Here is a 20,840-nt window from a genome sequence, read left to right as displayed (position 1 = left end):
TAATCTAGCAACTTCTCGGTCTTCGGGGACATGGGGAGGCCGTTGCGGTAAAGGAGAGACGCCAAAGAGGAGAAGAGGGAAGGGAGGAAGGAAAGGGGAAAGTGAACTAGCGCGAATGCACAAACCGAGACAACACCCGCCAGCAATGAGGCTGACGGGCGTTGTCTCGGTTTGTGGCAAGTCCGATGGCAGGCCCAGGCGGGCCTGCCATCGGGCGCCGGATCAGGACGCTTTGGCGGTCAGCACGTCGGTGATCCACTCGACGACCTTGTCGCCCTGGGCATTGACGCAGACGTCGACCAGTGGCGTCTGGGACCACTGGTTGCCGAGGAATTCGCGACCCTCAGGGGCGAACAGCGTCTGACCTTCGGCCAGGCCTTCGACTTCGACATTCAGGTGGCCGCGCTCGGTAGTGAACAGCTCCGGCTTCATCAGCCAGGCGAGGGCGCAGCTGTCGTGCGGGCAGCAACCATCGATGCCGCGCGCTTCCTGATAGAAGGCCTTGTAGAACTGATAGCTGCCGGACAGCACTTCGCCGAGTGCGCCTTGCGCGACACGGATGCGCTCGACGTGGGCCGGAGACAGCACGCAGCGGTGTGTCGCATCTAGCCCGACCATGGTCAGCGGCCAGCCGGCGGTTAGCACCTTGGCGGCGGCATGCGGGTCATTGAAGATGTTGGCTTCGGCGACCGGTGAGACGTTGCCGCCTTCACGGATGGAGCCGCCCATGATGACGACCTGCTTGACCTTGCTGATGATGCTCGGGTCCAGCTGCAGTGCGGTGGCCAGATTGCCCAGCGGGCCGACGGCGACGAGGGTGATCTCGCCCGGACGCGCATTGACCTGCTCGACGATGAACTGCGGTGCGCTGATGGACAGCGCCTTGCCCTTGGGCTCCGGGATTTCCATGTTGCCTAGACCATTGGCGCCGTGGATGTGCGCCGGCGCCGGGAACTTGTCCTTGACCAGAGGCTGGGCAGCGCCCTGGGCGACCGGAATCTCCTGACCCGCCAGTTCGCCCAGCAGCAGGGCGTTGGAGGTGGCCGTCTCGATGGTGACGTTACCGAAGGTGGTGGTCATGCCGAGGAATTCGATGTCCGGATGCGCCAGACAGATGGCAATCGCCTGGGCATCATCCACGCCCGGATCGGTATCAAAGATAATCGGTGTTTTCATGCTGACCTCGTGAAAGAAGTGACCTGCAATAGAGGGCGTTACGCCAACAGGGCGCCCATGAGGTGACACGGGCACGGCACGGGCCACGTGGTAGTGCCCCGTGCAGGTAGCTCAATTGTTCAGTTGCTCAAAGACTCAGTTGCCCAGAAAGTCAGTTGCTCAGGACGTCGAGCGTCGGCCATTCGGCCAGAGCAGCTGCGACATCACTGGCCAGCGGAATGCTCGGCGCTGCGCCTTCGCGGCTCACGCACAGAGCAGAGGCGGTGCTGGCACGACGCAGGCTTTCCTCGATACTCTGGCCTTCGATCTGGCTTGCCAGGTAATAGCCGATGAAGGTGTCGCCCGCCGCGGTGGTGTCCACGGCATTGACGCGATGCGCCGGCAGCTGGATGCGCTGTTCCCCCAGCTGGTAGCAGACGCCTTCGCTGCCCAGGGTCATGACCACTTCGGTGTCAGGCAGGCGAGTGTGCAGCGCGGCGAGCAGGGTGGCGACAGGCGCACTTTCTTCCAGCTCGACCAGCTGTGCCGCTTCACCGCGATTGAGGAACAGCACCTGGCAGTGTTCCAGCGGCAGGCGCAGGACATCAGCGCCCATCGGGGCCGGATTGAACGCGATCTTCATGCCCTTGGCGTGTGCCAGCTCGATGACCTTGCCCAGCGCGTTGCACTCATTTTGCAGCAGCAGCCAATCTCCCTGCGTCACGCCGGAGAACAGCGTCGCGAGATGTTCATCGGTGAAGCCGTGGTTGGCGCCCGGATGCAGAATGATGCTGTTCTCGGCGTGGTCGTCCACCTGGATGATGGCGTGGCCACTGGCGCTGGCGCTCAGCTCGACCTGTGAGGTGATGACACCGGCGCTTTCCAGCGGCTCAAGTGCCCAGCGATCACTGTTGCCAAGGCGGCCCCAGTGCGTGACGTCGCCTCCGGCGCGCGCAAGTGCGAGCGACTGGTTGGCACCCTTGCCACCCAGTACCTGACGGTAGGAGAGACTCGCCAGGGTTTCACCCGGTCGTACCAGGTGAGGTACCCGATAGACGTGATCGATATTGATAGAACCGTAGTTGTAAAGCATGCAGCCTCCTTGGGGTCGAGCATCCTAGCAAAGCCTTGGCCGCCTGTCCCCAGTCGTATCACCAAGGTCTGACCTTTAGGTCATGTTTAAGCGTTGAAGCTATTAGCCTCTTGGAACGCAAGAGAAAGTGCATACTTCCTGTCATCTCGCTGGATTCAGGATAGTCGCCCATGTCGGAGTCGAAGCAACCCGCCGTCACGATCAAAAAGTGGGTCTGGCGAGCGCTCTTCACCAGTACCATGATTCCGTTGCTGCTGGTCGAGACCGCGCTGGTGGCGGTGTATTTCGTGTCCAATGACGAGATTCGTGATGCCAACCTCAATTATCTGCAATCCCAGTCGAGCAGTGAGCTCAATCTGGCGATGCTGCGGGAGGCCAAGTCACTCAGCCAGCAACTGGAGCAAGTCCAGAACCTGTCGCGCGGGCTCGGTGCCCAGGCAGGCGAACTGGCTATGGGCGACGCCGGCACTGGGGTGGCATCGCGCGAGGTTGCCCGACACGCAAGCTTGCCCAGCGGTGTCTGGGCCAGTCAGCAGACGGCGGACAATCAGGGCAGCGGCTTCTATCCCGACTTGCCTGGCCTCGAGCAGGATATCCCCATGGCGCTGCGCATGACGGCGGTCGACCCGATCATGCGCAGTGTCGTGTCCTCGCACTCGGCCGTGGTGCAGTCCTTCGTCACGATGGCCGACTGCTATGTCCGCCTCTTCCCCTATGTCGATCTGGCCTCGCTGGTGCCAGCCGACCACGACTGTCGTGACTTTTCCTTCTTCTATCTGGCCGCGCCAGAGACAAATCCCTCGCGAAACACCATCTGGACCGATATCTACGAAGACCCGGCCGGCAATGGCTGGATGACGTCGGCCGTTAGTCCCTTCTATTCCGAGCAAGGTGAATTTCTTGGTGTCGCTGGCGTCGACATGACCCTGGACGTGATTGTCAATCAGGTGCTGGCGATGGAGCTGCCTTGGCAAGGATTCGCGATGCTGTTCGATGCCGAGGGACGCTCACTTGCCGTTCCGCGCGCCGGTGAGCAGTTGTTGTCGCTGCTGCCGCTGGAGCTTCCCGATGCCAATGACCTGCAGGAAGAAGATGTCATTCGGCCCGCCCAGTTGGAGCTGAAAGGTCATGACGTCTTCAAGAGACTCGCGCCCCGTATCCTCGAGCAGCGGCGTGGCCTGGAGAGCGTCAATGTGGCGGGGGCAGTCTACAAGTTGGCGTGGGAGCGCTTGCCGGGCAATGGCTGGATCATGTTGAGCATGGTCGAGGAGAGCGCCGTCTTCTTTCGTACCGCCGAGATCGGGCGCAACTTCCAGCTGGTGGGCATGGCGTTGGTCGGTGGCCTGATCCTGTTCTATTTCAGCTTCTTCATTCTCATGAGCTGGCGTACGCACCACATCAGCCGTCGCCTTTCGTTGCCGCTGGCCGAGCTGCGTGAGCGCCTGCATCGCATCGGTATGGGCGCGGATGTCGAGTCCGCGGGTGACAGTGGCATCGTCGAGCTGGATGATGCCAACGCCACCGCCGAAGAGATGTACCAGCGGCTGCGCCAGACCCAGAGGGAATTACAGTCCAGCGAGCGTCGTCTGCTGGACTCTCTAGAAGCCAGCGGCGATAGCCTGTGGGAAATGGACATTCCTGCACGCATCGTTCAGATCCATCCCAATCTATGGAAGATGCTTGGTGCTTCGGGTCACGAGCCGTTGGCGATGCGCGAAATGGACTTCGATCGCTTGATCCACCCGGAGGATCTCGAGCAGGTGCATGCGCTCAGGCACAAGATCATCACTACCTACGGCGAAAGCTGTGAGTGCCAATACCGGATGCGCGCGCCGCAGGAAGAGGACCTTCTGCAAATCGAGGCGATGGGAATGAGTGAGGCAGGCATGGACGCCGGAACAGGCAAGGCTGGCGATATGTCCCTGCAACAGCGGAGCATGGCTGTTGACGATGGCGGTGTGCAGGAGGGAGGTGCGCAAGAGGGCGACGAGAGAGAGGGCGGCACGCGGTGGGTATTGTTGAGCTCACGCGGTCGTGTGGTGTCGTGGGACGCTGAAGGCAATGCCCTCAAGGCGGCGGGCATGCATATCCGCATCCGCTGATGCCAGGCGACTCATAAAAAGCCCCCGACTCGGCGTATATGCCGGTTCGGGGGCTTTTCGTGACGTGCCGATCACACCTGCCACTCGGCGTCAGTGGCTGTCACCGCGAGGCTGTGGCCGTGTCAGGCGTGTTCGCTCAGGAATGTCTCGATATTGGCCAGACTGAGATCGAGCATGTTCTGGCGCGCCTCCTGGCTGATCCAGGCATTGTGCGGCGTGACGATCAGGTTCAAGGGCGCACTCGCCGAATGGTGCTGGCTTTCTAGGGCCGAGAGCAGCGAGTGGCCTTCACGTGGCGGCTCCTCCGGCAGGCTATCCACCGCCAGGCCGCCGAGTTGTCCGGTGGCCAGTGCCTCCAGGGCTGCGTCCTCGTCGATGATGCCCCCGCGGGCGCAATTAACCAGCAATGCACCGGGCTTCATGGCCGCGAGCGCCTGCTCATCGATCAGATGCTGCGTCTCTGAGGTCAGCGGGCAGTGCAGGCTGATGGCGTCAGCCTGGGGCAGCAGGCTTTCCAGCGCGGGGCGCTCGGCGGTGGGCGCTGTACCCGGACGGGCGGCAAAGGTCACACGCATGCCGAACGCCTCGGCCAGCCTGCCCACCGCAGTGCCCAGCTCTCCCTTGCCGATGATGACCAGATGCTTGCCGGACAGCTGCATCACGGGGCGTCCCATCAGGCAGAAGGTCGCGCTGCGTTGCCACTCGCCCGCGGCGATGTCGGTCTGGTATTCCGGCAGGCGGCCTGCCAGTGCCAGCAGCAGCATCCAGGTGTGCTGCGCCACCGAGTGAGTGCCGTAGGCATTGACGTTCATGACCCTAATGCCGCGTGCTTCGGCGGCCGCCATATCGATATTATTGGTGCCGGTCGCCATCACCGCAATCAGCTTGAGGGTCGGCAACTCATCCATATGGTGCGCCTCGATACGTACCTTGTTGACCAGCACGATGGAGGCACCGCCCAGCCGTGGCACCACTTCCTCGGGCGCGGTCGCGTCATGACAGACCAATCCTTCCAGACGGGCCTCGAGGCGCGAGAAGTCCAGCCCGTCACCGACGGAGCCGGCATCGAGCATGACGGCCTGCGGGGCGCTGGTGGACGAGGCGGGCTCGTACTGAGAGGAAGCGGGCGTGGAAGAATGAGAGGGAGACTGCGCAGTACGATCGTGATCGGACATAGGTGCCTCATGATGGCGTAGGAAGATAGATAGAAAGACAGAAAGGCTGGCCCGGAAATGGCGAGTACGTAGCGTCTGGGCCGGTTTGTGCTTGGGTGTTGCCCCGCACGGGGCCGAGCACGCTATAATGTGCCCCTTTCGCTTTGACTTGAAAGCCGCTCAACTGGCCTTATTGTAGGCGTCTCTTGCTGGTGCTTGCGAAAGCTCTCATGTTGGGGCCGCAGGTGCGCTGAACGCAAGACGCGCCGCAAGGCATAACATTGTCATGGTTCACGATGCTCAGACAGCCCCGTGACCAGTATTGTCAGGAAAGAAAACCATGCCGATCTATGAATACCACTGCAAGGCCTGTGGCCATCGGATGGACAAGTTGCAGAAGATCAGCGCTGCGCCGCTGACGGAGTGCCCGGAATGCAAGACGGACCAGCTCGAGAAGCTGGTCTCCGCCGCCGGGTTCCGTCTGGCAGGCAGTGGCTGGTACGAGACGGATTTCAAGTCCGGCAGCAAGAAGAATCTGGCCGGTGGTAGCGACAGCACCGCCTGACACAGCTGGGATAGTGCGTCAGGCATCAGCGTGATGAGGGTCAAGGGCGCCCAGCGGGTACCCTTGACCCTCATCGCCAACGGCAGGCCCTCTGAGACAGATGCGCATCAGCGCGTCGATCATGAATTTGAGCAACAAGGAATCAACATGCGCAGCCACTATTGCGGCAAACTGAACGAGACCCTGATCGATCAGGATGTCACTCTGTGCGGGTGGGTGCACCGCCGTCGCGACCACGGTGGCGTCATCTTCCTCGACATGCGCGACCGTGATGGCATCGCCCAGATCGTCGTCGATCCGGACACCGTCGATGCCTTCGCCACTGCCGACAAGGCGCGCAGCGAGTTCGTACTGCGTATCAAGGGCCGTATCCGTCTGCGCCCGGAAGGCACCCAGAACCCGAACATGCCGACAGGCATGATCGAAGTGCTGGCCAAGGACGTCGAAGTGCTCAACACCGCACAGACGCCGCCGTTCCAGCTCGACGACCACAACAAGGTCGGTGAGGAAGTTCGCCTCAAGTATCGTTATGTCGACCTGCGTCGTCCCGACATGATCGAGAAGCTGCGTCTGCGCTCGCGCATCACTCACAGCGTGCGCGCCCAGCTCGAAGCCCTGGGCTTCCTCGACATCGAAACTCCGATCCTGACACGTGCCACGCCGGAAGGCGCACGTGACTATCTGGTGCCGAGCCGCACCTACGCCGGCAGCTTCTTCGCACTGCCGCAGTCTCCGCAGCTGTTCAAGCAGCTGCTGATGGTCGCCGGTGTCGATCGTTACTACCAGATCGCCAAATGCTTCCGTGATGAAGACCTGCGCGCTGACCGTCAGCCGGAGTTCACCCAGATCGACCTCGAAGCCAGCTTCGTCGACGAGCAGGACATCATGGGCATGACCGAGACCATGATCCGTGGCCTCTACAAGGAAGTGCTCGATGTCGAGCTGGGCGACTTCCCGACCATGCCGTATTCCGAGGCCATCAGCCGCTTCGGTTCCGACAAGCCGGACCTGCGCATTCCGCTGGAACTGGTCGATGTCGATGACCTGATGAGCGGCGTGGACTTCAAGGTCTTCTCCGGTCCGGCCAAGGACGACAAGGGCCGTGTCGCCGCACTGCGTGTGCCGGGCGGTGCCAGCCTGTCACGCAAGGAAATCGACGCCTACACCAAGTTCGTCGGCATCTACGGTGCCAAGGGCCTGGCGTGGATCAAGGTCAACGAACGTGCCAAGGGCGTCGAGGGTCTGCAGTCGCCGATCGTCAAGTTCATGGAAGACGTCGTGGATGAAGTGCTGGACCGCTGTGGCGCCGTCGATGGCGATATCGTGTTCTTCGGTGCTGACAAGGCCAACATCGTGGCCGAGGCCATCGGTGCGCTGCGCGTCAAGCTGGGTGAAGACCTCAACCTCTACACCCGCGAGTGGGCGCCACTGTGGGTCGTCGACTTCCCGATGTTCGAAGCCGACGCCAACGGCCGCCTGAGCGCGCTGCACCACCCGTTCACCGCGCCGTCCTGCACGCCGGAAGAGCTCAAGGCCAACCCGGAAGCGGCACTGTCTCGCGCCTACGACATGGTCATCAACGGCACCGAGCTGGGTGGCGGCTCCATCCGTATCCACGATCAGGCCATGCAGCGTACCGTGTTCGAAGTGCTGGGCATCGGTGAAGAAGAAGCGGAAGAGAAGTTCGGCTTCCTGCTCGACGCCCTGAAGTTCGGCGCGCCGCCCCATGGTGGTCTGGCCTTCGGTCTCGACCGTCTGGTGATGCTGATGACCGGCGCCAAGACCATTCGTGAAGTGATTGCCTTCCCGAAAACCCAGAGCGCCGGCTGCATGATGACCGACGCCCCGGGCGTGGTCAGCGGTGAGCAGCTCAAGGAGCTGAACATCCGTCTGCGTCAGAAGGTCAAGGTCGAAGACGAAAGCGGTCAGGCCTGATTCAGCGGCGCATGACCGAGAGAGTGACTGGTGGGGCCGTCTGGACTGATTCGATCAGACAAGGGCGGTCCCGCAGTGGCAGGTTTGCCCCTGTGGCTTGGTAGGCGAGGGGGCGAGCAAGCCCGACAAGGCGGTGCGAGACTGTTTGCTGGCGTTCACGTCAGGCAATGTCAGTGTCGCACCGCCTTTTTTGTGGCATGGTGGCTGGTTATATACACAGTAAGAGCGATGGCGCGATGACGACAGCGAAGGTGGAAAGTGTGAGAGACGAGGCGGCAGCATGATCATTCTTGGCATCGACCCGGGCTCACGTCTGACCGGGTATGGGGTATTGGATGTCTCTGCGGCTCAGCCTCGCTATGTGGACAGTGGCTGCATTCGCATGTCACAGGTCAGTCTGGATCAGCGCCTGGCGCAGATCTATGCCGGTATCAGCGAGGTGATCGCCCTGCATCGTCCCGCGGAATTCGCCATCGAGCAGGTCTTCATGTCCAAGAACGCCGATTCGGCGCTCAAGCTGGGCCAGGCGCGCGGGGCTGCCATCGTGTGTGCGGCCAATCACGGCTTGCCGGTATTCGAATACGGGCCGCGGCAGATCAAGCAGGCCGTGACCGGTACCGGTGCCGCCGAGAAGTCTCAGGTGCAGCATATGGTCACGCATACGCTTAAGCTCTCCGCCACGCCGCAGGCCGATGCCGCCGATGCGCTGGCCATCGCCTTGACGCATTGTTTCGCGCGTCGACGCTTGACGCCCGGCAATGACCAGCTGGAAGCCTTGGGGTTGGGGAATACCAGTCGACGCAAGGGAACCCGTGTACGGCGTAGCAGCAGTTGGCGAGACTTCGAACCCGACGTCTGACATGCCGCTGAGCGACAAATGCGGTATTGTGCTCAATTAATAGCGATTTTTCAGTCACTTGTAGAGTGTCTGCCGAGCCTGGCAGCAGTCGATTGCGTGATGCGCCAAGCCGCGTGGCATCAGGCTTCGTGCCATCACCCAAGGTATGACTGTCAGAAAGATGCGACAAATTCGTCGTGACACTGGGACATGCCGCCTACGCTTCATCTTTGGTAGGCTTGCCCGCATTGTAACAATCCGTGCAGAGAATCGGGTCTGCGAGCAGTACGATCCCACCGAACACGTTCTCTGCCGAGCAAGGACAGCCGCAACATGATTGGACGACTGACCGGGACATTGCTGGAAAAACAACCGCCGCAGCTGGTGCTTGATGTACAGGGTGTCGGTTATGAACTGGAAGCTTCGATGAACACCCTGTTGGGCTTGCCGGCCGTGGGTGAACATTGCCAGCTTTACACCCACCTGGTGGTGCGCGAAGACGCGCAGTTGCTGTATGGCTTCGGCAAGGAGCCCGAGCGTCGTCTGTTCCGTGAATTGATCAAGATCTCCGGTGTCGGTCCGCGACTGGCGCTGGCGATTCTGTCGGGAATGGAGCAGTCCGATTTCATTCGCTGTGTTCACGACGAAGACAGCCGAGCGCTGACACGTCTGCCGGGCGTCGGCAAGAAGACGGCGGATCGACTGATCATCGAGATGCGTGATCGCCTCAAGCATTGGACGCTGCCGGCGGATGATGGGCTGGATGAAATGGCGCGTGCCTCCCATCCGCAACCGCCGGTCACCCATCCTCTGGCGGATGCCGAAGCCGCGCTGGTATCTCTGGGCTACAAGCCTGTCGAGGCGGCCAAGATGCTCTCCGGGCTCGAGACCGGCGCCTCCACGGAAGCGCTCATCAAGGCGGCGCTGGCGCGCAAGATGGCCAGCTGAGGCCCCGCCAGGGCAGCAAACATGCGCCCTATAGTTTCCGTGAAGGAAACGGCGCATCGTGATTGGATTTATTGACTAGGGGTTGGCAGGTTACTGGGGTAGAAAGTGCGCGCTTGAACGCAGATGCGCTAGATCGTTGCACCGCCCTGGCAAACCTTGCCTCCTACCACTGACGCACGTTCATGGCCCATGACCCGCGTCATGTGCGTGACCTGCGTCATCAGGAGTTGAGCAAGCATCATGATGGAGTCGGACCGACTGATCTCCGCGGCGACGCATGATCCGGAAGAGCGGATCGATCGCGCCAATCGGCCACGCACGCTGAGTGACTACATCGGACAGCCCATCGTCCGCGAGCAGATGGAAATCTTCATCAGCGCCGCGCGAGGACGAGGCGATAGTCTGGATCACACCCTGGTCTTCGGCCCGCCCGGTCTCGGCAAGACGACGCTGGCGCATATCATCGCCAGCGAGATGAGTGTCGATATCAAGTCGACCTCGGGGCCGGTGCTGGAGCGGGCAGGGGACCTGGCAGCGATGCTGACCAACCTGCAGGAAGGCGATGTCCTGTTCATCGACGAGATTCACCGCCTGTCACCGGCCGTCGAGGAAGTGCTCTATCCGGCGATGGAAGATTACCAGCTCGACATCATGATCGGTGAAGGGCCCGCGGCCCGCTCGATCAAGCTTGAGCTGCCACGATTCACCCTGGTGGGCGCGACGACGCGCGCGGGGCTGCTGACGGCGCCGCTGCGCGATCGCTTCGGCATCGTCCAGCGCCTCGAGTTCTACGATATCGAGTCACTTACCGACATCGTGGCGCGCAGTGCCAGGCTTTCCGGCATGGAAGTCGAGATGGAAGGGGCGCTGGAGATTGCGCGTCGTTCCCGCGGCACGCCGCGTATCGCCAATCGCCTGCTGCGCCGGGTGCGTGACTTCGCCGAAGTGCGCTCGGATGGTCGCTTGACGCTGGAAGTGGCCGACAAGGCGCTCAACATGCTCAATGTCGACAGCCACGGCCTGGATCACATGGACCGTCGGCTGCTGCTGGCAATGATCGAGAAGTTCGATGGCGGGCCGGTCGGGGTCGATTCATTGGCGGCGGCCATCGGGGAAGAGCGCGATACCATCGAGGATGTGCTGGAGCCCTATCTGATTCAGCAGGGCTTCATGATGCGCACGGCGCGTGGGCGTCTGGTCACACGCTCGGCCTATCTGCACTTCGGGATCACCCCGCGTGAAGAGCAGGCGCGGCTGGGGCAGGAAGGGAATGACGCGTCATGACATCTGAAGGCGCAGGAAATACGTTGAAGGGTGAAGCTGCATGTTTTCACCACACTTTGCGCGTCTACATCGAGGATACTGATGCCGGTGGCATCGTCTACTACGTGAATTATCTGCGCTTCATGGAGCGCGCACGCAGTGAGTGGTTGCGAGCGAAGGGCTTCACGCAGCAAGCCTTGCTTGAAAAAGGCATTCAGTTGGTAGTACACAGTGTAACAAATCGTTATCTTCGTCCTGCGCATCTGGATGACCTGCTGACCGTGACGGCAACGGCAAGCGCCTTGCGCGGTGCACGCTTGACGTTCACCCAGAAGGCGCTGCGCGGTGAGCAGATATTGAGCGAAGCGGAAGTCGTGATCGCTTGCGTCGATGCCACGACCTTGCGCCCCAGACGCTGGCCCGGGGAATTGCTTGCGGCTCTTGAGGTCTGAGATCACAAGGCGCAGATGAGGCCGCTGCCAGCCAGGTGCCGAGACGCCAGGCTGATGAACAGATTATTTATCGTGTCACTGATTGACGGTGGCACAGACTGAACCAAGTAAAGAGGGATTTCCGTGGAAGATTCGATGTCGATCATTTCGCTGTTCGTGAACGCCAGTCTGGTCGTTCAGGCAGTCATGTTGCTGTTGCTGGCAGCTTCCATTGCATCCTGGGTGGTGATCTTTCAGCGCGGGATGGCATTGTCCCGTGCCAAGCAGGCTTACGCGGCCTTTGAGAAGCGCTTCTGGTCCGGGGTCGACCTCAATCACCTCTATCGTGAATTGCCGACGGATGAAGAATCCACTCCGGGCGCCTCTGGCGTCTTCCGTGCCGGCTTCCGCGAGTACAGCCGCCTCAAGCCCAAGTCCAGCAATGCCGATGCGGTGATGGATGGTGTGCAACGCAGCATGCGCGTCACGCTGTCACGTGAAGAAGAGCGCCTCAACGTTCATCTCCCGTTCCTGGCCACGGTCAGCTCCGTCAGCCCCTATGTCGGCCTGTTCGGTACCGTGTGGGGCATCATGGGCTCCTTCCAGGCACTGGGTACGGCTCAACAGGCAACTCTGACCACCGTCGCCCCCTGGATTGCCGAAGCACTGGTCGCGACTGCCATGGGCCTGTTCGCGGCAATTCCGGCCGTCATCTTCTACAACCGTCTGGCCAGCCGTGCTGATCAGCTGCTGGGTCGCTATGAAGACTTCGCCGAAGAGCTTCACTCCATTCTGCATCGTAATCTGCACGGTCGTGGCAGCAACGACGCTTGAAGGGAGGCGAGTCAATGAAAGGACCGTATAGCAGAGGCCACAAGCGCAAGCTGTCCTCCGAGATCAATGTGGTGCCCTTCATCGACGTCATGTTGGTGTTGCTGGTCATCTTCATGATCACCGCGCCGATGATGACGCAGGGGGTTCAGGTCGAATTGCCCAAGGTCACCTCCAAGCCGATCGACAATCCCGATGATGTGACGCCATTGATCGTCTCGCTGGACGACAGCGGCAATTACTACATCGATCTGGGGTCGGATGAAGACAAGCGCACGCCGGTGGCACTGGATGAACTGGGCAGCAAGGTCGCATCCATCGTGGCCGAGAAGCCCAAGACGCCCGTGCTGGTAAAGGGTGCCAAAACGGCGCCCTACGGCGATGTCATGGGGTTGATGAGCACGTTGCAGGGTGCCGGTGTCCCCAATGTCGGGCTGATTTCAGAACCACCGACCGAGGGCTGATGGATGAGTCAGCCAGAGATAGAACAGCGGGTCGGGTTGGGGTTGCCTGTGGTGCTGGCTGTTGGTCTGCACCTGGGCATCCTGATTCTGACTCTGGTGAGTTGGCCAGAATCCGAACCGGAAAAGACCAACACCACCATCGTCAACGCGACATTGGTCAGCACCGAGACCACGACCAATCAGGCCCAGCAGGCGAAGTCCAGCAAGGCGCGTGATGCGGCCGAAGAATCCGATCAGCGCCAGAGCGCCAAGGAAGAGGCGGCCAGAGAGGCAGAGCTTGCAGCGGAACAGCAGCGCAGCGCCGCCGAGGAAAAGGCGGCTGCCCAGAAGGCGCAACAACAAAAGGCGGCTGAGCAGGCCAAGGCGGCGGAGCAGTTGAAGGCTGAGCAGGCGGCGGCCGACAAGGCCAAGGCAGAAGCGGCCAGGCGTGCAGAGGAAGCCAAGGCGATTGCCCTTGATCGCAAGAAAGCCGAAGCGGAAAAGCAGGCCAGGGCCGATGCCTTGAAGAAGGCGGAAGCCGAGAAGGCTGCCAAGGCCAAGGCGGAAGCCGAAAAGGCCGCCAAGGAAAAAGCCGCAGAAGAAGCGCGCAAGAAAGCCGAAGCGGAGAAGGCGGCCAAGGCCAAGGCAGACGCTGAAGCCAAGAAAGCGGAAGCCGAAAAGGCAGCTAAGGCCAAGGCAGCAGCGGAGAAGGCCGAGAAGGAAAAGGCGGCCAAGGCGGCAGCTGACAAGGCCGCCAAGGAGAAGGCAGCCAAGGCCAAGGCGGCGGAAGAAGCGCGCAAGAAGGCGGCCGCTGAAGCCGCACGCCAGAAGGCACTTGCCGAGAAAGCGGCGCAGGCCTCTGCCGGCTCGCTGGATAGCCTGATAGACAATGAAAGCGACGCCATCAGCGGCGCCAAACAGGCCGCTCAGGCTGCCAACAGCTTCGAGAACCTGCTCAAGAAGTATGTCGGACAGAATTGGAATCGGCCCTCGGGCTCCGTTCCCGGTATGACGGTCACGCTGAGAGTGTCATTGTTGCCGACAGGCGAATTGGTAACGGCAGCGGTCAGCAAGAGCAGTGGTAACGCCGCCTTTGATCGCTCCGCGATTCAGGCGATCCAGAAAGCAGCGCCGTTTACCGAGATGCAGGACCTGCCGGCTGGTGCCAAGAGCCAGTTCCGAAACTTCAACCTGTACTTCAATCCAGAGGACCTGGGCCGATGAGACGATTGACCGCATGGATGATGGCAGCCGCCTTGCTGGCAGTGACCAGCCTGGCAAGAGCTGACCTGACCATCGAGATCACCAAGGGCAATGACAGCGCCACACCTATCGCTGTCGTGCCGTTCGAGAATCTGACCGGGGGAAGTCTGCCGCAGGACCTCGCACGCATCATCTCCGATGACCTGGCGCGCAGTGGCCAGTTCGACCCGATCAAGCGCGACAATCTGATCGCGTTGCCGGGCACGACGCAGGACGTCTTCGTCAATGACTGGAAGCGTCTGGGGGCCAGTTACCTCGTGGTGGGTCAGGTAAAGACGGCCAGCAATGGCGGTTATAGCATCCAGTATGAGCTGATGGATGTGCTGGGCAACAAGCGCATGCTTGGCGAAGTCATCACCGGAAGCAATGGTGAGCTGCGCGCGCGCGGCCATTATATGAGCGATGAAATATTTGAGGAAATCACTGGAATTCGCGGTGCTTTCTCGACAAAAATCGCATACATTACCGCCAATGGTGTTGGCGACAATATTCGTTTTGCCCTGTACGTGGCGGATTCAGATGGCCACAATAGTCAGGAGATTCTGGCCTCCGATGAACCGATCATGTCACCGGCATGGTCGCCGGATGGCAAGAAGCTGGCCTATGTCAGTTTTGAAGCTGAACGTCCCGCTATCTATGTGCAGGAATTGGGCAGTGGTCGTCGTGCAAAATTGACAGGTTTCCGAGGTATCAATGGTGCCCCGGCCTGGTCGCCGGACGGACGTAAACTGGCAATGGCATTGTCAAAGGATGGCCAGCCGGAAATCTATGTGATGGATATTGCCAGCCGTCAGTTCCAGCGTCTGACCAACAATCCTGCGATCGATACCGAGCCGGATTGGTTGCCGGATGGCAGCGGTATGGTGTTCACCTCTGATCGTGCAGGCTCCCCACAGATCTATCGTCTTGATCTGTCCGGCGGCACGGAGCGTGTGACATATACCGGCAATTACAACTCCCGCGGGCGCATCTCACCCGATGGAGAGAACCTGTTCATGATCAACCGCGCAGGCAACGGTTATCAGGTTGCCAAGCAAGATCTGAAGAGCGGTCGGGTTACCTCCCTGACCGATACTCAGTGGGATGAATCACCAAGTGTTGCGCCGAATGGCACTATGGTGATATATGCCACTCAGCAAGGAACCCGCGGGGTCCTGGGCCAGGTGTCGGCAGACGGAAGGGCACAATTCTCCCTGCCGTCAGCACAAGGCGACGTGCGTGAACCTGCGTGGTCGCCGTTCCTGAACTAAACCACTAGAATGCAACTGAGCCACCAAGAAAGGCTTGGCATTCGTACCCATTAGAGCAAGGAGTTTCACAATGCAGTTCACCCCGTATGCAAAAGGTCTGTTGGTTGCCCTGTCCCTGAGCGTCATGGCAGGTTGTTCCAGCAGCGGCGGCGCTCAGGACGGCGACATGGATTCAGCCAACAGCGGTGCGAACACTGCCGGCATGAACACTGGTGCCAACAGCAACGCCAACCAGATGAGCAACGCCACCATGCCTGACGTGCGTACCATCTACTTCGCCTTCAACAAGGACACCATCCGTCCTGAGTTCGAAAGCGTCCTGATGGGTCACGCTCAGTACCTGAAAGCCAACACCAGCGCCAATGTCGTTCTGGAAGGCCACGCTGATGAGCGCGGTACTCGTGAATACAACCTGGGTCTGGGCGAGCGTCGTGCCAAGTCTGTCGCACGCTTCCTGACTGTCCAGGGCGTGTCTCCGTCACAGATCGAGATCGTCTCCTACGGTGAAGAGCGTCCGGCAGTCCAGGGCCACGGCGAGTCTTCCTACGCCAAGAACCGTCGTGTGGTCTTCGACTACTAAGCACGGTTCATCTCTGCGACTCTCCAATGAGGCGTGGAGACGCTAGAAACTTGTGTTGAGCTGGCCCGGGCAAGAGGCGTGTCCTTGTACCCCGGGCTTGCTTGCGCGATACCATGATGATTCGGCGGAGCCGACAGCATGAAACACAGCCTGAAAGGGTTGTTCGGTGCGGGAGCCTTGTTGCTCCCGTTGTCCGTTTTGGCCGCACCGACGGTCGAGGACCTCACTGGGCAATCAAACTCGCTCTATCAGCAGGCCAATACTCGTTTGAGTGGCGGCGGCACCCTGACCCTTCTCAATCAACTCGACGAACAGGCACAGGAAATTGCCCGACTTCGCGGCCGGATCGATGAGCTGGAATACCAGTTCAAGCGTCTGACCGAGATGTCACAGCAACGCTACCTGGATCTGGAACAGCGAGTTTCTGGCGGCGCTTCCGCCGGGGAGAACGGTCAGGTTGTCGATTCACAGGCAGCAACGGCAGTCACTGGCGGCGCAAGTGCCAGTGGTGCAGCCAGCACCAATGGCGCCAGCAATGCCGACAGCGGTGCAACTGCCCAGAAGGATTACGAGAATGCCTTCGCCAAGGTGCAGTCTCGCGACTTCGACGGTGCCATTGTCGCCTTTGAAGCCTTCGTGGTGGACCATGGGGATTCCAATCTCGCAGCCAATGCCCATTACTGGCTGGGCGAGCTGTATTCGGCCAAGAACCAGCTGGATGCTTCTGCCCAGGCCTTCGACACCGTGATCAGCGAATTCTCGCAATCCAGCAAGGTGCCGGATGCGATGTACAAGCTGGGTCTGGTCAAGGCGCGTCAAGGCAAGGCGCAGGAAAGTCGCTCCTTGCTCGAGAAGCTGGTCCAGCAGTATCCGGACAGCAAGGCTGGCACCATGGCCAAGGACTTCCTGTCCTCCGGCGCCTGAGTGCCCGTGGCCATTGGCCACCTGTATTCCCCAAAGCCTGCGCTTGGTATTCTACCAGGTGCGGGCTTTGTGTTATGTGGCGCTCGGCAAGTCATGCCATCGGCAGGCGACCCGGGCGCGCTTCATGTGGCCGAGCAAGTAATAATGCCGATGAAGAGACAGTGACTCTCATCGGCGGTTGACGACAGATCTCAGACAGGGATATCACCATGGCAGAGTGCAAGATCGACTATCAGGCCCCGGACGACATACTGAAAGGGCGGATCATTCTGGTGACCGGGGCGGGGTCCGGCATTGGGCGTGAAGCGGCAGTCGAATATGCGCGTCATGGAGCGACGGTGATATTGCTGGGCAGAACCATTGCCAAGCTGGAAGAAGTCTACGACGAGATCGAGGCATTGGGGGCGCCACAACCGGCTATCTATCCGCTCAACTTCGAAGGGGCATCGCTCAAGGATTATCAGCAGATGGCTGATACCCTGCACAGCGAGTTCGGACGTCTGGATGGCCTGCTGCACAACGCGAGCCTGCTGGGCAAGATCACTCCGTTCGAGCAGTATGATCCGGCGCTGTGGGAGCAGGTCATGCAGGTCAATATCAATGGCCCCATCTGGATGGTCCAGGCATTGCTGCCGTTGCTCAAGGCCTCGAAGGACGCCTCCGTCGTGCTGACAAGCTCCAGTGTCGGGCGCAAGGGGCGTGCCTTCTGGGGCGCCTACAGTGTCTCCAAGTTCGCTACGGAAGGCTTCTCGCAGATGCTGGCGCAGGAACTGGAGAATACCAGCCAGGTGCGCGTCAATACGCTCAATCCCGGTGGGACGCGAACCCCGATGCGCAAGTCGGCGTTTCCGGCCGAAGACCCCGATACCCTGCGTACGCCCGCCGACATCATGCCGACCTATCTGTGGTTGATGGGGCCGGACAGTCGTGGTCATACCGGCAAGATGTTCGACGCTCAGCCGCCGAAAGTCTAAGCCATTGTCAGCTGTCATCTCCTCACTGGATGACGAGTGACGCCGCCAGGCGGGTCATTCGTCATACCCTGCAACAAGAACGCCGACGGCCAATGCCGTCGGCGTTCTTGTGTCTAGCTGTTTGTTTCTAGCGGCTTGTGTCTATCTTCTGATGTTCATCTGCGGATCACTCACTCGTGGGGGCTGGTTCGTGCGAGCTTCGAGAGAGCTTCGTGCGTGTCGCTCGGTCAGCGCAGGTCCGCTGCCCGCAGCGCGGCATTGATGACTTCTTCCGAGGTGTCAAACCACACATCGGCAGGCCAGGCGTCCACATCGTCGCCCTCGCGGACATAGCCGTAGCGCACCGCGACCGCCAGCATGCCCGCCGCGCGTGCCGCCTGCATGTCACGGTCGTGGTCCCCCAGATACCAGCATTCGGAGGCGTCGACACCGAGGCAGCGTGCCGCCTCCCACAGAGGCTCTGGATGCGGCTTCTTGACCGGCAGGTCATCGGCACACAGCAGGCAGCCGGGCGTGAGCTCGAGCGCGGCGATCAGCGGCTCGGCGAACTGACGGGGCTTGTTGGTCACGATGCCCCACGGCAGGCCTGCGCGCTGACAGACCTCGATCAGGGCGTCATAGCCCGGGAACAGCACACTGTGGGCCGCGACATCGCGGGCATAGAATTCCAGCAGGCGAGTGCGCTCGCTGGCATGCTCGGGGTGATCGAGCTCATGACCCAGGGCCAGGGTCACCAGAGCGCTGCCACCATGCGAGACTTCGGCGCGAATCACGTCGTAGTCCAGCGCCGGCAGGGTGTGATGCTGACGCAGCTCATTGGTGGCGCGCGCCAGGTCTGGCGCGGTGTCCACCAGGGTGCCATCGAGATCGAAGATCAAGGCGGCGGGACGAGGTAGCGCTGCCGGCAGGCTCACGCAAGCTCTTCCTCGGTCGGGCGACGCGTGTGCATCAGATAGTTGACGGTAAGGTCCGAGGAATTCAGGCGATATTTGCGCGTCAGCGGGTTGTAGGTCATGCCGGTGGAGCCTTCCATCTTGAGGCCCGCATCGCGTGTCCAGCGCCCCAGCTCGGCCGGACGGATGAACTTGCGATACTCGTGGGTGCCACGCGGCAGCATCTGGAGCACATATTCCGCGCCGAGAATCGCGAAGGCATACGCCTTGGGATTGCGGTTGATGGTCGAGAAGAACACCATGCCGCCGGGCTTGACCAGCCGTGCGCAGGCCGCGATCACCGAGGATGGGTCCGGCACGTGCTCGAGCATTTCCAGACAGGTGACGACGTCGAACTGGCCGGCCATCTCTTCTGCGGCGGCTTCGGCGGTGGTCTGGCGATAGTCCACCTCGACGCCGGACTCCAGCTGATGCAGGCGGGCAACGGAAAGCGGCGCCTCACCCATGTCGATACCCGTCACCTGGGCACCACGATGCGCCATGGCTTCGGAGAGAATGCCGCCGCCGCAGCCGACGTCGATCACGCGCTTGCCTGCCAGGCCAGCGTGGGTGTCGATATAGTCGACCCGCAACGGATTGATGTCATGCAGCGGCTTGAATTCACTGTCACGGTCCCACCAGCGACTGGCCAATGCCGAGAACTTGGCGATCTCGCTGGCATCGACATTGCCCAGATGGTCCTGGGGCTGGGCATCTTGCTGGGTGTCGTTATCGCTCATCTTTGCATCCTTACCGTTACGGAAGTGCTGTTCGGGAAGTGGCAGGCCTGTACAGGCACCTTACCCTCGGGCACGATTCCACCATTCTAATCCGACTGCCGTCGCGGGTCAGCGTCCAGCGCAAAAAACTCATCATGACGGGCACTTGCGTTACGATGGGGCGGGACGTCGCGCCACGCGCGATGACCAGTCGTCATTATTGTCATGTAGCAACGGGGAGTGGTCATGAGCCTGGTTCCGATTCGCTGGGTAAGCCAGCAAGAGTGTGCGTCGCGGGAAGAAGACACGGCAGGCACCCCGCCCGATGCCAGCGCTGACGTCACTCATGATGTCACTTCTGATGTCACTCAGCCGGCGGTGAAGCTTGCACTGCTCGACCAGCGCCTGCTGCCAGGTGAGACCCGCGAGGTGCTGCTCGAGGATGCACGCGGGGTCGCGACTGCCATTACCGACATGGTGGTCCGCGGTGCACCGGCCATCGGGATCGCCGCCGCCTATGGCGTGGCGCTGGAGGCTTTCGTCATCAACCGCGAGGGCGGCGACTGGCAGTCACGCCTGGCCAGTGCCTGTGATGTGCTGGCTGCCTCGCGCCCGACAGCGGTCAATCTGTTCTGGGCGCTCGATCGCATGCGCAAGGTGATTGCCGCACACGCCACCCGGTCGCAGGCCCCGTATGAGGCGTTGCTGAAGGAGGCCGTGCGCATTCATGAGCAGGATCTGGATGACAATCTGCGCATGGCCGAGTTTGGCGCCCAGGTGATTGTGGCCTCCCTCGCGCAAGGCGAGACGCGGTGCGAGGTCATGACCCACTGCAATACCGGCGCGCTGGCCACCGGCGGCCATGGCACGGCGTTGGGCGTGATTCGTACCGCCTACGCCCAGGGCATTCTCGGCCGTGTGCATGTCAACGAGACGCGGCCCTGGTGGCAAGGCTCTCGCCTGACGGCGTGGGAGCTGGTGCAGGAGAAGATTCCCGCGCGTCTGGCCGTGGAAGGCGCAGCCTCGCTGATCATGCAGCAGGGTGCCCGGACGCCGGAAGGGGTGCGCTGGTTGATCGTCGGCGCGGACCGCATTGCGGCCAACGGCGACACGGCCAACAAGATCGGTACCTTCTCGCTGGCCGTTCAAGCGCGCGCCCATGGCATCAAGGTCATGGTGGTGGCCCCGTTGGCCACGTTCGATGGCAGCCTGGCCAGTGGCGCGGACATCCCCATCGAGACACGCGACGCCGCCGAGCTGCGCGAGGCGGGCGGTCGTCAGATCGCGCCGCAGGACATCGATGTCTTCAATCCGGTCTTTGATGTCACACCGCATGAGTATATTGATGCCATCGTCACCGAACATGGCGTGGTAGAGTCGCCCGATAGCGACAGTGTCGGTGCGCTGCTCGGGCGCGCCATGCGCCGCTGATGGCGTTTC

General features: G+C 61.2%; 20 protein-coding genes. 15 read left to right on the top strand and 5 right to left on the bottom strand.

Annotation, left to right across the window (positions count from 1 at the left end; translation table 11 throughout):
* Positions 1–222 precede the first annotated feature (222 nt).
* Both R2R70_RS06925 and R2R70_RS06920 read right to left on the bottom strand, forming a co-directional pair.
* On the bottom strand, positions 223–1,176 hold the full coding sequence (locus R2R70_RS06925) for a nucleoside hydrolase (RefSeq protein WP_131432025.1): 954 nt from the start codon (positions 1,174–1,176) through the stop codon (positions 223–225).
* A 151-nt stretch (positions 1,177–1,327) separates the two neighbouring features.
* The gene (locus R2R70_RS06920) at positions 1,328–2,248 is read right to left on the bottom strand and encodes a ribokinase (protein WP_054556692.1); all 921 of its coding nucleotides are present in this window, start codon (positions 2,246–2,248) and stop codon (positions 1,328–1,330) included.
* A 170-nt stretch (positions 2,249–2,418) separates the two neighbouring features.
* Between R2R70_RS06920 and R2R70_RS06915 the strand changes: the two genes are divergently transcribed.
* Positions 2,419–4,350 (top strand): hypothetical protein, encoded by a 1,932-nt coding sequence (locus R2R70_RS06915; RefSeq protein ID WP_410977667.1) that lies wholly within the window; start codon positions 2,419–2,421, stop codon positions 4,348–4,350.
* A gap of 122 nt (positions 4,351–4,472) precedes the next feature.
* Here R2R70_RS06915 and R2R70_RS06910 read toward each other — a convergent pair whose 3' ends face one another.
* The gene (locus R2R70_RS06910) at positions 4,473–5,525 is read right to left on the bottom strand and encodes a D-2-hydroxyacid dehydrogenase (protein ID WP_107334813.1); all 1,053 of its coding nucleotides are present in this window, start codon (positions 5,523–5,525) and stop codon (positions 4,473–4,475) included.
* Between the two features lie 319 nt (positions 5,526–5,844).
* Between R2R70_RS06910 and R2R70_RS06905 the strand changes: the two genes are divergently transcribed.
* The 13 genes from R2R70_RS06905 to R2R70_RS06845 all read left to right on the top strand — a co-directional run bounded on the left by R2R70_RS06905 (position 5,845) and on the right by R2R70_RS06845 (position 17,749).
* Complete coding sequence (locus tag R2R70_RS06905; RefSeq protein WP_043333602.1) at positions 5,845–6,069, top strand: FmdB family zinc ribbon protein; 225 nt, start codon at positions 5,845–5,847, stop codon at positions 6,067–6,069.
* A 147-nt stretch (positions 6,070–6,216) separates the two neighbouring features.
* A complete protein-coding gene (gene aspS, locus R2R70_RS06900) occupies positions 6,217–8,004 on the top strand; it encodes an aspartate--tRNA ligase (RefSeq protein WP_225348074.1) in 1,788 nt (595 codons plus the stop codon).
* Positions 8,005–8,284: 280 nt separating this feature from the next.
* The gene (ruvC, locus tag R2R70_RS06895; RefSeq protein ID WP_107334811.1) at positions 8,285–8,863 is read left to right on the top strand and encodes a crossover junction endodeoxyribonuclease RuvC; all 579 of its coding nucleotides are present in this window, start codon (positions 8,285–8,287) and stop codon (positions 8,861–8,863) included.
* Positions 8,864–9,175: 312 nt separating this feature from the next.
* Complete coding sequence (gene ruvA / locus R2R70_RS06890; protein ID WP_410977666.1) at positions 9,176–9,790, top strand: Holliday junction branch migration protein RuvA; 615 nt, start codon at positions 9,176–9,178, stop codon at positions 9,788–9,790.
* 240 nt (positions 9,791–10,030) lie between these two features.
* Positions 10,031–11,074, top strand: coding sequence for a Holliday junction branch migration DNA helicase RuvB (gene ruvB, locus R2R70_RS06885; RefSeq protein WP_043333609.1), 1,044 nt, complete (start codon positions 10,031–10,033; stop codon positions 11,072–11,074).
* Entirely contained in the window at positions 11,071–11,505 is a 435-nt protein-coding gene (gene ybgC / locus R2R70_RS06880) for a tol-pal system-associated acyl-CoA thioesterase (protein ID WP_107334810.1), read from the top strand. The genes ruvB and ybgC overlap by 4 nt, the downstream gene beginning before the upstream one ends.
* Positions 11,506–11,640: 135 nt before the next feature.
* Positions 11,641–12,318 carry a protein TolQ gene (gene tolQ, locus R2R70_RS06875; RefSeq protein WP_107336548.1) on the top strand — a complete coding sequence of 226 codons (678 nt, stop codon included), beginning with the start codon at positions 11,641–11,643 and terminating at the stop codon, positions 12,316–12,318.
* A gap of 14 nt (positions 12,319–12,332) precedes the next feature.
* Positions 12,333–12,779 (top strand): protein TolR, encoded by a 447-nt coding sequence (gene tolR, locus R2R70_RS06870; RefSeq protein ID WP_054556687.1) that lies wholly within the window; start codon positions 12,333–12,335, stop codon positions 12,777–12,779.
* 3 nt (positions 12,780–12,782) lie between these two features.
* Complete coding sequence (gene tolA, locus R2R70_RS06865) at positions 12,783–13,982, top strand: cell envelope integrity protein TolA (protein WP_410977665.1); 1,200 nt, start codon at positions 12,783–12,785, stop codon at positions 13,980–13,982.
* A complete protein-coding gene (tolB, locus tag R2R70_RS06860; RefSeq protein WP_107334808.1) occupies positions 13,979–15,271 on the top strand; it encodes a Tol-Pal system beta propeller repeat protein TolB in 1,293 nt (430 codons plus the stop codon). The genes tolA and tolB overlap by 4 nt, the downstream gene beginning before the upstream one ends.
* Before the next feature lie 70 nt (positions 15,272–15,341).
* Entirely contained in the window at positions 15,342–15,851 is a 510-nt protein-coding gene (pal, locus tag R2R70_RS06855) for a peptidoglycan-associated lipoprotein Pal (RefSeq protein WP_054556684.1), read from the top strand.
* Between the two features lie 138 nt (positions 15,852–15,989).
* Positions 15,990–16,775: a tol-pal system protein YbgF gene (ybgF, locus tag R2R70_RS06850; protein ID WP_410977664.1), complete on the top strand. Its 786-nt coding sequence runs from the start codon at positions 15,990–15,992 to the stop codon at positions 16,773–16,775.
* Positions 16,776–16,984: 209 nt separating this feature from the next.
* The gene (locus tag R2R70_RS06845; protein ID WP_410977663.1) at positions 16,985–17,749 is read left to right on the top strand and encodes a YciK family oxidoreductase; all 765 of its coding nucleotides are present in this window, start codon (positions 16,985–16,987) and stop codon (positions 17,747–17,749) included.
* Positions 17,750–17,976: 227 nt separating this feature from the next.
* Here the strand turns inward: R2R70_RS06845 and R2R70_RS06840 are convergent, their stop codons facing one another.
* Both R2R70_RS06840 and ubiG read right to left on the bottom strand, forming a co-directional pair.
* On the bottom strand, positions 17,977–18,657 hold the full coding sequence (locus tag R2R70_RS06840) for an HAD-IA family hydrolase (protein WP_410977736.1): 681 nt from the start codon (positions 18,655–18,657) through the stop codon (positions 17,977–17,979).
* Between the two features lie 2 nt (positions 18,658–18,659).
* The gene (ubiG, locus tag R2R70_RS06835; protein ID WP_054556732.1) at positions 18,660–19,376 is read right to left on the bottom strand and encodes a bifunctional 2-polyprenyl-6-hydroxyphenol methylase/3-demethylubiquinol 3-O-methyltransferase UbiG; all 717 of its coding nucleotides are present in this window, start codon (positions 19,374–19,376) and stop codon (positions 18,660–18,662) included.
* Between the two features lie 270 nt (positions 19,377–19,646).
* On the opposite strand from ubiG, the gene mtnA reads away from it, so the two are divergent.
* Positions 19,647–20,831, top strand: coding sequence for an S-methyl-5-thioribose-1-phosphate isomerase (gene mtnA, locus R2R70_RS06830; RefSeq protein ID WP_410977662.1), 1,185 nt, complete (start codon positions 19,647–19,649; stop codon positions 20,829–20,831).
* Positions 20,832–20,840: the final 9 nt, after the last annotated feature.

The sequence above is a fragment of the Cobetia sp. SIMBA_158 genome, assembly GCF_046566945.1.
Classification (GTDB): domain Bacteria; phylum Pseudomonadota; class Gammaproteobacteria; order Pseudomonadales; family Halomonadaceae; genus Cobetia; species Cobetia amphilecti.
This window is presented reverse-complemented; position numbering and strand designations above follow the sequence as displayed.

Bases quoted from the DNA above. Each gene is read 5' to 3' on its own strand.
- R2R70_RS06925 (WP_131432025.1), bottom strand. From the start codon at position 1,176: ATGAAAACACCGATTATCTTTGATACCGATCCGGGCGTGGATGATGCC.
- R2R70_RS06920 (WP_054556692.1), bottom strand. From the start codon at position 2,248: ATGCTTTACAACTACGGTTCTATCAATATCGATCACGTCTATCGGGTA.
- R2R70_RS06915 (WP_410977667.1), top strand. From the start codon at position 2,419: ATGTCGGAGTCGAAGCAACCCGCCGTCACGATCAAAAAGTGGGTCTGG.
- R2R70_RS06910 (WP_107334813.1), bottom strand. From the start codon at position 5,525: ATGTCCGATCACGATCGTACTGCGCAGTCTCCCTCTCATTCTTCCACG.
- R2R70_RS06905 (WP_043333602.1), top strand. From the start codon at position 5,845: ATGCCGATCTATGAATACCACTGCAAGGCCTGTGGCCATCGGATGGAC.
- aspS (WP_225348074.1), top strand. From the start codon at position 6,217: ATGCGCAGCCACTATTGCGGCAAACTGAACGAGACCCTGATCGATCAG.
- ruvC (WP_107334811.1), top strand. From the start codon at position 8,285: ATGATCATTCTTGGCATCGACCCGGGCTCACGTCTGACCGGGTATGGG.
- ruvA (WP_410977666.1), top strand. From the start codon at position 9,176: ATGATTGGACGACTGACCGGGACATTGCTGGAAAAACAACCGCCGCAG.
- ruvB (WP_043333609.1), top strand. From the start codon at position 10,031: ATGATGGAGTCGGACCGACTGATCTCCGCGGCGACGCATGATCCGGAA.
- ybgC (WP_107334810.1), top strand. From the start codon at position 11,071: ATGACATCTGAAGGCGCAGGAAATACGTTGAAGGGTGAAGCTGCATGT.
- tolQ (WP_107336548.1), top strand. From the start codon at position 11,641: ATGTCGATCATTTCGCTGTTCGTGAACGCCAGTCTGGTCGTTCAGGCA.
- tolR (WP_054556687.1), top strand. From the start codon at position 12,333: ATGAAAGGACCGTATAGCAGAGGCCACAAGCGCAAGCTGTCCTCCGAG.
- tolA (WP_410977665.1), top strand. From the start codon at position 12,783: ATGAGTCAGCCAGAGATAGAACAGCGGGTCGGGTTGGGGTTGCCTGTG.
- tolB (WP_107334808.1), top strand. From the start codon at position 13,979: ATGAGACGATTGACCGCATGGATGATGGCAGCCGCCTTGCTGGCAGTG.
- pal (WP_054556684.1), top strand. From the start codon at position 15,342: ATGCAGTTCACCCCGTATGCAAAAGGTCTGTTGGTTGCCCTGTCCCTG.
- ybgF (WP_410977664.1), top strand. From the start codon at position 15,990: ATGAAACACAGCCTGAAAGGGTTGTTCGGTGCGGGAGCCTTGTTGCTC.
- R2R70_RS06845 (WP_410977663.1), top strand. From the start codon at position 16,985: ATGGCAGAGTGCAAGATCGACTATCAGGCCCCGGACGACATACTGAAA.
- mtnA (WP_410977662.1), top strand. From the start codon at position 19,647: ATGAGCCTGGTTCCGATTCGCTGGGTAAGCCAGCAAGAGTGTGCGTCG.